Origin of the sequence: Rathayibacter sp. VKM Ac-2759, from assembly GCF_009834225.1 — a bacterium.
In the GTDB taxonomy this organism is placed as follows: Bacteria; Actinomycetota; Actinomycetes; order Actinomycetales; family Microbacteriaceae; genus Rathayibacter.
On sequence record NZ_CP047176.1, the window covers coordinates 2,834,634 to 2,846,897 of the forward strand.

Genomic DNA, 12,264 nt, shown 5'->3' on the forward strand with positions numbered 1-12,264 from the left:
TCCGGGCTCAGGACCCGAGCAGCGCGTGGGCCACCGTGAAGATGACCAGGCCGGCGAGCGAGCCGACGACGGTGCCGTTGATCCGGATGAACTGCAGGTCCTTGCCGACCTGCAGCTCGAGCTTCTCGGAGGTCTCGCGCGGATCCCAGCGCTGGATCGTCTCGCCGATGATGCTCGCGATGTCGGTGCGGTAGCGGTCGACGAGATTCGCCGCGACCGTCCCGATCCAGGTGTCGACGGTCGAGGCGAGCGCCTCGTCGGTCGAGAGACGCCGACCGAGGTCGACCACGATCGACTCGATGCTCGCCCGCAGCGGGCTCGCCGGGTCGTCCATCGCGCCGAGCAGCGACGACTTCGTGGTCTCCCAGACGTCGCCCGCCAGGTCGCGCACGCGCGGGCTGTCGAAGGCGCGGTTCTTGATCTCCTCCACGCGGGCGATCAGATCGGGATCGGTCCCCAGATCCCGCGCGAGGGTCGCGAGGTAGCCGTCGATCGCGATCCGGAGCGGGTGGCCCTGGTCGTCGCGGACGGCGCCGACGAAGACGAGGGCCTCGTGGTAGAGCCGCTCGTCGACCACCCGGCTGACAGCCGAGGGCAGCCAGCTCGGGAGCCGGCCGCTGACCATCCGGGTGAAGCTCTCCGGATTCGCCGCGAGCCACGCCTCCGCCTGCTCGACCAGCGTGTCCACGAGCCGGCGGTGATGACCCGACTCGACGATGCCGCCGACGAGCGAGCCCAGCGGCGGCCCCCACTGCGGGTCGAGGAGGTGCCGACGGGCGAGCGCCTCGATCACGCGCTGGACGTCGGAGTCGTCGAGCAGCGCGATCGCCGCGCGTGCGGCCGCTGCGCTCTCGCCGCCCACGCGCTGGGCGTTGACCGGGTCGGAGAGCCACTGCCCGGCGCGGTGCGCGATGCCGAACGAGTCGAGCTTCTCGCGCACGATCGCGCCGCGGAGGAAGTTCTCCTCGACGAACTGCGCGAGGCTCGCGCCGATCTCGTCCTTCTTGGTCGGGATGATCGCCGTGTGCGGGATGGGCAGCCCGAGCGGCCGGCGGAACAGGGCCGTGACCGCGAACCAGTCGGCGAGCGCGCCGACCATGCCGCCCTCGCTGGCCGCGCGGACCCACTGCAGCCACGGGTAGCGGTCCTGCAGCGCGAACGAGACGGCGAAGACGACCGCCATGACCACCAGCAGCCCCGTGGCCAGGCGCTTCATGCGGACGAGGGCGGCCCGCTTCTGCTCGTCGTCCCGGCCGACGGAGGTGGCGACCGTCATGACGAGGCGGGGAACCCCTCGTGCCGGATCCCCCAGGCGACGCTCCACTCCTCGCCGGGCTCGAGCCAGCGGAGGCCCTGCCCGGAGTTGAGCGCATCGGCGGGAGCGGTCATCGGCTCGACGGCGATCGCGGTCTTGACGTCGTCGCCGTCGGGGAAGATGCGGGTGATGAAGACCTGGATGTAGTTGTGCGACGCGTCCGCCCACATCAGCACGCGGCGGCCGTCGGCGGCGCTGACGCCGTGGACGCTCTCGCCGTCGACGACGGTGACGTCGGCCCAGGCGTCGTCGAGCTCGAGGTCGCCGATGCGCCGGCCGCCGCGGAGATCCCAGTCGGTCCCGTCGACCGGGCTCTGGCCGGTGGGGTTGAGGCGCTCGTCGACGTCGATGTGCACCGCCGCGTCCACGGTGATCGTGAGCTCGTCGGTGGGGACGTCGCCGATCGCGAGGAAGGGGTGGGTCCCGATCGCGACCGGGGCCTCCTCCGCTCCGACGTTGACGACGCGGTGCACGACCTTCAGCCCGTCGGCCTGCAGCTCGTAGCGGACGGTCGTCTCGAGGTGGAACGGCCAGCCGCGCTGCGGGACGACCGGGGCGGCGAGCTCGACGAAGGACTCGCCCTGCTCGACGAGCCGGTACGAGGTGTGGGTGAGGAGCCCGTGGAGGGCGTTGTGGTACTTGGGCTCGGTGATGTCGAGCTGGAGGGTGCGACCGCCGTGGTGCCACTTGCCGTCCTTGACGCGGTTGGGCCAGGGCATCAGGACGATGCCCGAGCCGAACGGCGGGACGACGCTCTCGGGGTAGGCGGCGGTGATCTCGACTCCGTCGACGGAGAGGTGGCGCAGCCCTGCGGCCACCTCCGTGACGACGGCGTGCAGGGTGCGTCCCTCGGCGGTGAGGTCGAGTGCGAACTGGCGCCCGGTTGCGGGGGCGGGGGTGAAGTCGGCCATGGCTGAATCCTACGGACTGACGCCGCGACGCACGGCCGCCCCGGACCCTCCGCAGCGCGTGACGGCCAGGCCCGCCTCCTCGAGGCGCGCGACGACGTCGTCGGGTGCGGCCTCCCCCGTCAGCAGGCGGTCGAACTCGGCGGTCGCGGCCACCCGGCCGAGGTCGACGACTCCGAGCTTGCGCGAGTCGGCGACGACGACCCGCCGCGCGGCCGCGTGCAGCATGCGCCGCTTGAGCGTCGCCTCCGGGAGGTTGACGTTCGTGACGCCCGCCTCCGGATCGACGCCGGTGCAGCCGATGAAGACGACGTCGGCGCGGAGGCGCTCGAGCACCTCGGAGGCGAGCGGCTCGACGAGGGAGTGCTGCAGCGGGCGCAGCGTGCCGCCCGTGACGACGACGGTGAAGCGCGGGATCGCGGGCTCGAGGGCGAGGGCGGTGGACAGCCCGTTGGTGATGACCGTCACATCGCGCAGGTCGTCGCGGGCGACGAGGGCGTGGGCGATGGCGAGCGGGGTGGTCCCCACATCGAGGATGACGCTCTCCCCCGACGAGACGGACGCGGCGGCCTCGCGCCCGATCGCGGCCTTCTCGTCCGAGGCGGCGGCCAGGCCCTCCTCGAGGGAGCGCTCGCCGACGCGTTCCGCCGCCGGGATGGCACCTCCGCGGACCCGCTGCACCGAGCCCTCGCCGGCGAGGACATCGAGGTCGGAGCGCACGGTCACGACGGACACGCCGAGACGCTCGGAGAGCTCGGCGACGGAGACGAAGCCCCGCTGCTGGGCGAGCACGAGCATGCGCAGCCGGCGCTCGAGCGCGGAGTGGCCCTCGGTCTCGCGGTCGGCTGCCATCCGCCCATCGTGGCCCGGGAGTGAGGACTTGTCAAAGAGAAAACCGTCTTTCCTTTCCGAAGATCGGGCGATACTCTCTTGCCTGCCATGAATGAAGCGATCACCCTCACCGCCGGCGTCGTCAAGCGCCCGCACACGCTCGCGGACGGCCGCGAGCTCCTCTACTTCGACGACGCCGACACGACGCTGCCGCCCGAGCGCGCCGCCGATGCGCGGGACCTCGATCCCCGCCCGGCCACCGCGCGCATGCGGCAGGACCCGCTCACCGGAGAGTGGGTGTCGATCGCGGCCTCGCGGCAGAACCGCGTGTTCCTGCCCCCGGCCGAGCTGGACCCCCTGGCGCCGGCCTCGCCGACGAACCCGTCCGAGGTGCCGAGCCGGTACGACGTGGCGGTCTTCGAGAACCGCTCTCCGTCGTTCGGGCCGCTGCTCGAGGACGCCGACGCCCCCGCCTCCCTCGACGATCTGCGCACGCTCGGCCTCGGCCGCACGCTGACGAGCGTCGGCCGCTGCGAGGTCGTGTGCTTCAGCCCCGAGCACGAGGGGTCGTTCGCGACCCTGAGCGCCTCGCGGGCCCGCACGGTCGTGGAGGCGTGGGCCGACCGGGTCGCCGCGCTCTCGGCGCTCCCCGGAATCCAGCAGGTCTTCCCGTTCGAGAACCGCGGAGAGGCGATCGGCGTCACCCTGCACCACCCGCACGGCCAGATCTACTCCTACCCCTACGTCACGCCCCGGACGACGCGGCTGCTCGCCTCGCTCGACTCCTACGGCCCCACGCTCTTCGCCGACATCCTGGCGTTCGAGCAGGCGGGCGAGCGCGTGCTCATCCGCGGCGAGCACTTCACCGCCTTCGTGCCCTTCGCGGCGCGCTGGCCCATCGAGGTGCACCTGCTCCCCCACCGCCACATCGCCGATCTCAGCGAGACGACGCCCGAGGAGCGCGACGAGCTCGCGACGATCTACCAGCGCCTGCTCCGCGGCATCGACGCCCTCTACGACTCGCCGACGCCCTACATCAGCGCCTGGCACCAGGCTCCCGTGCACGAGCGCCGCGACGAGGTGCGGCTGATGCTGCAGATCACCTCGCCCCGCCGCGCCGAGAGCAAGCTCAAGTACCTCGCGGGCAGCGAGGCCGCGATGGGCGCCTGGATCGGCGACATCGCCCCCGAGACGAGCGCCGCCGCCCTGCGCGCCGCGATCGAGCGCGCCGACGCGGCGACCCTGGCCGCCGAGGCCGCCGACAACCCCGAGGCCTCGGTCTCGAGCAGCACCGAGGAGACCCGATGACCGACACGAGCGCCTCCCTGGACTCCGTCGCCGAGCGCGCCGCCCGCGACTTCGAGCGCGCCTACGACCGCGAGCCCGCCGGCGTGTGGGCCGGGCCCGGCCGGGTGAACCTCATCGGCGAGCACACCGACTACAACGAGGGCTTCGTCTTCCCGTTCGCCATCGACCGCGCGACCGCGATGGCCGTCGCTCCCCGCGAGGACAGGGTCATCCGCATCGCGAGCGCCTTCTCCCCCGAGATCGTCGAGACCACCATCGACGAGCTCGGCCCGGGAGCCCTCGCGGGCTGGTCGGCCTACCCGCTCGGCGTCGTCTGGGCGCTCTCGGAGTACGGCGTCGACCTCGACGGCCGCGCGGGCTTCGACGCCTTCGTCGACTCGGATGTGCCGGTCGGCGCCGGGCTCTCGAGCTCGGCCGCCCTGATGTGCGCCATGGCCGTCGCCCTCGACGAGCTGTGGGAGCTCGGCCTCGACCGGGCCACCCTCGCCCGCGTCGGACGCCGAGCCGAGAACGTCGCCGTCGGCGCTCCGACGGGGATCATGGACGAGTCGGCCTCGCTCTTCGGGGCGCGCGACTCCGCCGTGTTCCTCGACTGCCGGAGTCTGGACACCGAGGTCATCCCGCTCGGCTTCGAGGAGGCGGGGCTCGTCCTGCTGGTCATCGACACCCGCGTCGAGCACGCCCACGCCACCGGCGGCTACGCCGAGCGGCGCGCCTCGTGCGAGCTCGGCGCCTCGATCATGGGCGTGGAGTCGCTGCGCGAGCTGTCGGTCGACGACCTGCCGCAGGCCGAGGAGCTGCTCGACGACGTCACCTTCCGCCGGGTGCGCCACATCATCACCGAGAACGCACGCGTCCTCGCGACGGTGCGCACCCTCCGCGAGGAGGGGCCCCGCGCGATCGGCACGCTGCTCGACGAGGGCCATCTCTCGCTCCGGGACGACTTCGAGATCTCGGTCCCCGAGCTCGACACGGCCGTGGAGTCCTCCCGCGGCGCGGGTGCGATCGGCGCGCGGATGACCGGCGGCGGCTTCGGCGGCTCGGCGATCGCGCTCACCCCGGTCGAGAAGGAGGCGGAGGTGCGCGCGGCCGTGCTGGCCGCCTTCGCCGAGAAGGGCTTCCGCGAGCCCGAGCTGTTCCTCGTCACGGCGGCGGACGGCGCGGGTCGCGTGCGCTGAGCGGCGCGACCCCTCGGGCGATCCGCGAGGGCGCTCCCTCACGAGCAACCCGGGGGGCGCACCGAGACCCCGCCTCCGCCGGGCGGAGGAGTGTCGAGACCTCGTGTGCTGATCCCGGCGGATCTCGATACGTCCGCTGCGCGGCTACTCGATCAGCGAGGAACCCTGACCCTCCTGTGTGAGCGGCGTCACGCGGAGGCCGGCGGCACGACCGCGTGCGGCGTGCCTCCGGTGACGGCGACGAGCTCGGCGAACGTCGTCGGGTAGACGGTGTGGGCGTGCCCCGCCGCCGCCCAGACCGCGCCGTAGCGTGCGAGCTCGTCGTCGACCACCGTGCGGAGCGGCCTCGGATGGCCGACCGGCGCGACGCCTCCGATGGTCTGTCCGGTCGCCGCCTTGACGACGGAGGCGGACGCCCGCGTGATCGCGCCGCCGAGCGTCTCCCCGAGCCACTCCGTGTCGACGCGGTGGCCGCCGCTCGTGAGAACGAGCAGCGGCTCACCGTCGAGCAGGAACACCAGCGAGTTCGCGATCTGACCGACCTCGATGCCGAGCGCCGCCGCGGCGAGCGCCGCCGTCGACGCCGCCTCGTCGAGCCAGCGGACCGGTGGACGGACGTCGTGCTCCGCCAGATCGGCGAGGACGCGGTCGACAGCGGGGTGGCTTCGTTCGCTCATGTCGCCGAGGCTAGCGCCAGGGTCAGTCCTTGAGCGTCGCGATGTCGATGACGAAGCGGTAGCGGACGTCGGAGGTGAGCACGCGATCGTAGGCCTCGTTGATCTGCGACGCCGAGACGACCTCGACCTCGCTCGCGATGCCCTTCTCGGCGCAGAAGTCGAGCATCTCCTGGGTCTCGCGGATGCCTCCGATGCCCGAGCCCGCGAAGGAGCGGCGGGCGCCGAACAGCGTGAAGACGTGCAGCGGCAGAGCCTCGGCGGGGGCGCCGACGTTGACCATGGTGCCGTTGCGACGCAGCAGTCCGAGGTAGGCGTCGAGGTCGAGCACCGCGCTCACCGTGTTGATGATGAGGTCGAAGGTGTTCGCGAGCGTCGTGAACGTCTCCTCGTCCTTCGTCGCGTAGTAGTGGTCGGCTCCGAGACGCAGGCCGTCCTCCTTCTTGCTCAGCGACTGCGAGAGCACCGTGACCTCGGCGCCCATCGCGTGCGCGAACTTGACGGCCATGTGGCCGAGCCCGCCGAGCCCGACGACGGCGACGCGCTTGCCGGGGCCCGCCTCCCAGTGCGACAGCGGCGAGTAGGTGGTGATGCCGGCGCACAGCAGCGGCGCGGCGGCCTCGTAGGGGATCGACTCCGGGACGCGGAGGACGAAGTCCTCGACGACCACGATGTGGGTCGAGTAGCCGCCCTGGGTGATGGTGCCGTCGCGGTCGACCGATGCGTAGGTGCCGGTGTTGCCCTTCAGGCAGTACTGCTCCTCGCCGGCGAGGCAGTTCTCGCACTCGCGGCAGGAGTTCACCATGCAGCCGACGCCGACGCGGTCGCCGACGGAGTGCTGGGTGACCTCGGACCCGACCTCGGCGACGACGCCGACGATCTCGTGGCCGACGGTCAGCGGGTACGTCACGGGACCCCACTCGCCGCGCACGGTGTGGATGTCGGAGTGGCAGATGCCGGAGTAGGCGATCTCGATCAGCACGTCGTGCGGGCCGACGTCGCGGCGCTCGATGGTGGTGGGGATCAGCGGCTCGGTGGCGGAGGGGGCGGCGTAGGCGTTGACGGTGAGCATGTGTTCTCCTCGTGGGGCGGGCGCACGCGAACGACGGGGTCGTGCGGGGGGGGTGGGGACGCGAGTGCGCATCACCAGGCTATCGATCGGGTCTGGGCGCTCCCCGTAGGCTCGGAGGATGCGGAGTGCGATCGACCTCAACGCCGATCTGGGCGAGGGCTTCGGCGTCTGGGAGCTCGGTGACGACGAGGCGATCCTGGGCGTGGTCTCGAGCGCCAGCATCGCCTGCGGATTCCACGCCGGCGACCCGTCGATCATGCTCGCGCGCTGCCGCTCGGCGGGTGAGCGCGGCGTCTCGATCGGTGCCCACGTGTCGTACCGCGACCTCGCCGGCTTCGGCCGCCGCGAGATCCCTGTGGGCCGCGACGAGCTGTACGCCGACACGGTGTACCAGATCGGCGCGCTGCAGGCGGCTGCGCGTGCGGCCGGCACGCGGGTGCGGTACGTCAAGCCGCACGGCGCCCTCTACAACCGCATCGTCCACGACGAGCTCCAGGCGGAGGCGGTGGCCGCCGCGGTCCGCGACACCGCGCCCGAGCTCCCCCTGCTCGGGCTCGCGTCCTCCGCCGTCGAGCGAGCGGCCGCCTCGGCCGGGCTGCGCTTCCTCCGGGAGGCGTTCGTCGACCGCGGCTACCGGGCCGACGGATCGCTCGTGCCTCGCGGCGAGGCGGGAGCGGTCCTCTCGGATCCGGCGCTCGTCGCCTCCCGAGCCGTCCGCATGGTCGTGGAGGGCGTCGTCGCCGTGGGCACGGGCGAGCTCGTCGCCGTCGACGTCGACTCCCTCTGCGTGCACGGCGACTCTCCGGGCGCTCTCGCGATGGCGGAGGCGGTGCGCGCGGCCCTCGCGGACGCGGGCGTCGACCTCGCCCCCGCCGTGCCGTGATCGTCGCGCGGCTCCTCCCCTCCGGCGACCGGGCCGTGCTCGTCGAGGTCGCGGATCTCGACGACGCTCTCGCGCTGGCCGCAGCCCTCGACCGCGACCGGCCCGCCGGCGTCGTCGACCTGATTCCGGCCGCCCGGACCGTGCTGGTGGTGATCGATCCGGAGCTCCTGGCCGTCTCGACGGCCGCGCACTGGATCCGGGACACCGCCGCCACGGCCACGGCCCGTGATGCGGACGTCTCGAAGGGGCGGCACGAGATCCCGGTCCGCTACGACGGCGCGGACCTCGGTGCGGTCGCCGAGGCGCTCGGCTGGAGCGTCGACGAGCTCGTCCGGCGGCACACTGCGACGCCGTGGCGCGCGGCCTTCGGAGGCTTCGCTCCCGGCTTCGCCTACCTCGCCGCCCTCGCTCCCTGGCCCGAGATCCCCCGGCGGTCCGAGCCGCGCACGAGCGTCCCCGCGGGCTCCGTCGCGCTCGCGGGCGCCTGGTCGGGCGTCTACCCGCGCTCCTCCCCCGGCGGCTGGCAGCTGATCGGCTCGACGGAGGCGGTGCTCTGGGATGTCCGCAGGACGCCGCCCGCGCTCCTCGTCCCGGGCGACGAGATCCGGTTCCGGGCCGTGCCGTGAGCGTCCGCGTGCTGGATCCGGGGCCGCTCGCACTGGTCGAGGACGGCGGCCGTCCGGGCTACGCCGCGCTCGGAGCCGGTCGTTCCGGAGCGATGGACCGCGGGGCGCTGCGGACCGCGAACCGGCTGCTCGGCAATGCCGGGGACGCCGCGGTGCTCGAGCTGCTCGGCGCGGGCTTCACGGCGCTCTTCGAGGCGGCCGCGTGGATCAGCCTCGGGGGCGCGGCGGGGCTCGCGACGCTCGACGGACGGGAGATCGACCGCGTCCTCCCGACGCTCGCGCCCGCCGGCTCGGTGCTGCGGCTCGGACCGCTGCGCGCGGGTCTCCGGCGCACTCTCGGAGTGCGGGGCGGATTCGCAGTGCCTGCGGTGCTCGGCTCCCGCTCGAGGGACACCCTCTCGGCACTCGGGCCGGAGCCGCTCCGCGCCGGGGACGAGCTGCCGATCGGATCCGCTCCCGGCCCGGTGCGGCCGGTCGACTGGTGGCCGTTCGACGGTCCGGGTCCCTGGGCGACGCTCGAGGTGCATCCGGGACCGCGGCTCGAGCGCCTGCCTGCCGGCACCTGGCAGCGCCTGCTCGCGGGCCCGTGGACGGTGAGCGGCGAGGCCGACCGGGTCGGGATCCGCCTCCGGGGCGGACCGCTGCCCACGGGCGACGCGGGTGAGCTGCCCAGCGAGGGACTCGTGCACGGTTCGGTGCAGCTGCCGCCGTCGGGCCTGCCCGTGGTGTTCGGACCGGACCACCCGGTGACGGGCGGCTACCCCGTCATCGCCGTGGTCGACTCCGCCTCGCTGGATCTGCTGGCGCAGCTCGTGCCCGGCAGCTCGGTGCTGCTGCACGCCGCACGGCGCCGAGGGTGACGCGCGATCTGCAGGTGACGGCGCTCGCGGACCGCACGCTCCGGCTAGCGCAGAGCCCGCTCCGCCGCCGACACCACGTTGTGGATGAGCATCGCGCGGGTCATCGGGCCGACGCCGCCCGGCACCGGCGACAGCCAGCCCGCGACCTCGGCGACTCCCGGAGCGACGTCGCCCGTGAGCTTCGCCTTGCCCGTCTCGGGGTTCTCGACGCGCGTGATCCCCACGTCGAGGACGGCGGCGCCGGGCTTCACCCAGTCGGCCGCGATCAGGCCGGGCACGCCGACGGCCGCCACCACGATGTCGGCGCGGCGCACCTCGGCGGCGAGATCGGTCGTGCGGGAGTGGGTCAGCGTCACGGTCGCATCCAGGCCCTTGCGCGTCAGGAGGAGTCCGAGCGGGCGCCCGACCGTGAGACCCCGGCCGACGACCACGACGTGCCGGCCCTGCAGGGGGATGTCGTGGCGCCGGAGCATCTCGACGATGCCGTTCGGCGTGCACGGCAGGGGGCTGTCGAGCTCGCCCTCGACGCCGAGCACGAGGCGCCCGAGGTTGGTGGGGTGCAGGCCGTCGGCGTCCTTGCCGGGATCCATCAGCTCGAGCATCGCGTTCTCGTCGATGCCCTTCGGCAGCGGCAGCTGGATGATGTAGCCGGTCACCGCCTCCGACTCGTTGAGATCGCGGATGGCCGCCCGGATGTCGTCGGCCGACGCCGTCGCCGGCAGGTCGACGCGGATCGACTCGATGCCGACCTCGGCGCAGTCGCGGTGCTTGCCGGCGACGTAGGAGCGGGAGGCGGGGTCGTCGCCGACCAGCAGCGTGCCGAGGCCGGGAACGACGCCCTTCTCGCGCAGGGCGCTGACGCGCTCGGTGATCTCGGCCTTGACCGCGGCCGCCGTCGCGACTCCGTCGAGTACCTGTGCCGTCATCGTGGAACTCCTCGTTGGGTGTCGCTGAGAATCGGTGTCGCGGGGCGCGGGTCGCGCCGGTTCCGGGCGCCCGGGAGCACCGGGAACAGGTCCCGGTGCTCCCGTCGCCGGGTCTAGAGGCCCGGGTAGAGGGGGAAGTCGTCCGTGAGCCTGCCGACGCGGGCGCGCAGCGACGCGAGGTCGGCCGAGGGCTTCAGCGCCTCGGCGATCACGTCGGCCACCTCGGCGAACTCGGTGTCGCCGAAGCCGCGGGTCGCGAGTGCGGGCGTACCGATGCGCAGGCCCGAGGTGACCATCGGCGGGCGGGGATCGAACGGCACCGCATTGCGGTTCACCGTGATCCCGACCTCGTGGAGGCGGTCCTCGGCCTGCTGGCCGTCGAGCGGCGAGTTGCGGAGGTCGGCGAGCACGAGGTGCACGTCGGTGCCGCCGGTGAGCACGTCGATGCCCTCGGCCTTGGTGTCGGCGGCGACGAGGCGCTCGGCGAGGATCTGGGCCCCGCGGATGGTGCGCTCCTGACGGTCGGCGAACTCGGCCTCGCCCGCCAGCTTGAAGGCGGTGGCCTTCGCGGCGATGACGTGCATCAGCGGTCCGCCCTGCTGGCCGGGGAAGACGGCGGAGTTGAGCTTCTTGGCGTACTCCTGCTTGGCGAGGATGAGACCGGAGCGCGGACCCGCGAGCGTCTTGTGGACCGTCGAGGTGACCACGTCGGCGTGCGGCACGGGCGACGGGTGCAGACCCGCGGCGACGAGGCCGGCGAAGTGCGCCATGTCGACCCAGAGCTTCGCGCCGACCTCGTCGGCGATCGCGCGGAAGGCCTCGAAGTCGAGGTGGCGCGGGTAGGCCGACCAGCCGGCGATGAGCACCTGCGGGCGCACCTCGAGGGCCTTCTCGCGGACGACGTCCATGTCGATGCGGAACGTCTGCGGGTCGACTCCGTACGCCGTGGCGTTGTAGAGCTTGCCCGAGAAGTTCAGCTTCATGCCGTGGGTCAGGTGGCCGCCGTGCGCGAGCTCGAGTCCGAGGATCGTGTCGCCGGGCTGGATCAGCGCGGCGAGCGCCGCCGCGTTCGCGGTCGCTCCCGAGTGGGGCTGGACGTTGGCGAACTCGGCACCGAAGAGCGCCTTGGCGCGGTCGATCGCGAGCTGCTCGGCGACGTCGACGAACTCGCAGCCGCCGTAGTAGCGGCGACCCGGGTAGCCCTCGGCGTACTTGTTGGTGAGGACCGAGCCCTGCGACTCGAGGATCGCGCGCGGCACGAAGTTCTCGCTCGCGATCATCTCGAGGTAGCCGCGCTGGCGGTCGAGCTCCTGCTGGAGGACGGCGGCGATCTCGGGATCGACGACCGAGACGGGCTGGTCGAACGTGGCGGCGAGGCTGGTGCTCGCGGCGGAGGAAGAGGACACGGACGCTCCTTGACGGCGAAACGGATGGTGCCCGTGCCGTCGCAGCGAGGCGACGAGGCTCGTTCGGGCGACCGGGACTACGGTATCCGTTCCGGCCCAGGCGTGCGGCAGGAAAAGTGTCCGGCGAGAGTGCACCGGAGGAGGTGTCGCTCCCTGATGGTCACCCATCCGAACGCCAGTCGCGACGCGGCCAGTGTAGCAAGTGCCGGGCGCTGAACCTCCCTCACCTCTGTGCGAGGATCTCTCGAGTCGTCCTCCGTTTCGGACGAGGGAGGGA

At 73.0% G+C, this 12,264-nt stretch carries 12 protein-coding genes; 5 read left to right on the top strand and 7 right to left on the bottom strand.

Going from position 1 to position 12,264, the window contains the following annotated elements:
- Positions 1 to 7: 7 nt before the first annotated feature.
- The 3 genes from GSU68_RS13165 to GSU68_RS13175 are packed head-to-tail and all read right to left on the bottom strand — an operon-like array spanning position 8 to position 3,075.
- On the bottom strand, positions 8 to 1,276 hold the full coding sequence (locus tag GSU68_RS13165) for a DUF445 domain-containing protein (RefSeq protein ID WP_159909039.1): 1,269 nt from the start codon (positions 1,274 to 1,276) through the stop codon (positions 8 to 10).
- Positions 1,273 to 2,226: an aldose 1-epimerase family protein gene (locus tag GSU68_RS13170; RefSeq protein ID WP_159909041.1), complete on the bottom strand. Its 954-nt coding sequence runs from the start codon at positions 2,224 to 2,226 to the stop codon at positions 1,273 to 1,275. Before GSU68_RS13170 ends, GSU68_RS13165 begins: the two co-directional genes overlap by 4 nt.
- 9 nt (positions 2,227 to 2,235) lie before the next feature.
- On the bottom strand, positions 2,236 to 3,075 hold the full coding sequence (locus GSU68_RS13175) for a DeoR/GlpR family DNA-binding transcription regulator (protein WP_159909043.1): 840 nt from the start codon (positions 3,073 to 3,075) through the stop codon (positions 2,236 to 2,238).
- 87 nt (positions 3,076 to 3,162) lie between these two features.
- On the opposite strand from GSU68_RS13175, the gene galT reads away from it, so the two are divergent.
- Together galT and galK are read left to right on the top strand one after the other, a co-directional pair.
- On the top strand, positions 3,163 to 4,362 hold the full coding sequence (gene galT / locus GSU68_RS13180; protein WP_159909045.1) for a galactose-1-phosphate uridylyltransferase: 1,200 nt from the start codon (positions 3,163 to 3,165) through the stop codon (positions 4,360 to 4,362).
- The gene (gene galK, locus GSU68_RS13185; protein ID WP_159909047.1) at positions 4,359 to 5,540 is read left to right on the top strand and encodes a galactokinase; all 1,182 of its coding nucleotides are present in this window, start codon (positions 4,359 to 4,361) and stop codon (positions 5,538 to 5,540) included. Before galT ends, galK begins: the two co-directional genes overlap by 4 nt.
- A 188-nt stretch (positions 5,541 to 5,728) precedes the next feature.
- On the opposite strand, the gene GSU68_RS13190 is transcribed toward galK, so the two are convergent.
- Both GSU68_RS13190 and GSU68_RS13195 read right to left on the bottom strand, forming a co-directional pair.
- Positions 5,729 to 6,217 (bottom strand): YbaK/EbsC family protein, encoded by a 489-nt coding sequence (locus GSU68_RS13190; RefSeq protein ID WP_159909049.1) that lies wholly within the window; start codon positions 6,215 to 6,217, stop codon positions 5,729 to 5,731.
- 22 nt (positions 6,218 to 6,239) lie between these two features.
- Positions 6,240 to 7,286 carry an NAD(P)-dependent alcohol dehydrogenase gene (locus tag GSU68_RS13195; protein WP_159909051.1) on the bottom strand — a complete coding sequence of 349 codons (1,047 nt, stop codon included), beginning with the start codon at positions 7,284 to 7,286 and terminating at the stop codon, positions 6,240 to 6,242.
- A 118-nt stretch (positions 7,287 to 7,404) separates the two neighbouring features.
- Here GSU68_RS13195 and GSU68_RS13200 point away from each other — a divergent pair, with 118 nt between their 5' ends.
- From GSU68_RS13200 to GSU68_RS13210, 3 genes are read left to right on the top strand one after another with little or no spacing between them, the layout of a single operon-like run.
- Positions 7,405 to 8,169, top strand: a complete 765-nt coding sequence (locus GSU68_RS13200; RefSeq protein WP_159909053.1) for a 5-oxoprolinase subunit PxpA — start codon at positions 7,405 to 7,407, stop codon at positions 8,167 to 8,169.
- Positions 8,166 to 8,795 carry an allophanate hydrolase subunit 1 gene (locus GSU68_RS13205; protein ID WP_244259277.1) on the top strand — a complete coding sequence of 210 codons (630 nt, stop codon included), beginning with the start codon at positions 8,166 to 8,168 and terminating at the stop codon, positions 8,793 to 8,795. The genes GSU68_RS13200 and GSU68_RS13205 overlap by 4 nt, the downstream gene beginning before the upstream one ends.
- Positions 8,792 to 9,655, top strand: coding sequence for a biotin-dependent carboxyltransferase family protein (locus tag GSU68_RS13210; RefSeq protein ID WP_244259278.1), 864 nt, complete (start codon positions 8,792 to 8,794; stop codon positions 9,653 to 9,655). Before GSU68_RS13205 ends, GSU68_RS13210 begins: the two co-directional genes overlap by 4 nt.
- 44 nt (positions 9,656 to 9,699) lie before the next feature.
- Here the strand turns inward: GSU68_RS13210 and GSU68_RS13215 are convergent, their stop codons facing one another.
- Together GSU68_RS13215 and glyA are read right to left on the bottom strand one after the other, a co-directional pair.
- A complete protein-coding gene (locus tag GSU68_RS13215; RefSeq protein WP_159909055.1) occupies positions 9,700 to 10,581 on the bottom strand; it encodes a bifunctional methylenetetrahydrofolate dehydrogenase/methenyltetrahydrofolate cyclohydrolase in 882 nt (293 codons plus the stop codon).
- Between the two features lie 113 nt (positions 10,582 to 10,694).
- The gene (gene glyA, locus GSU68_RS13220) at positions 10,695 to 11,987 is read right to left on the bottom strand and encodes a serine hydroxymethyltransferase (protein WP_159909057.1); all 1,293 of its coding nucleotides are present in this window, start codon (positions 11,985 to 11,987) and stop codon (positions 10,695 to 10,697) included.
- Between the last annotated feature and the right edge of the window lie 277 nt (positions 11,988 to 12,264).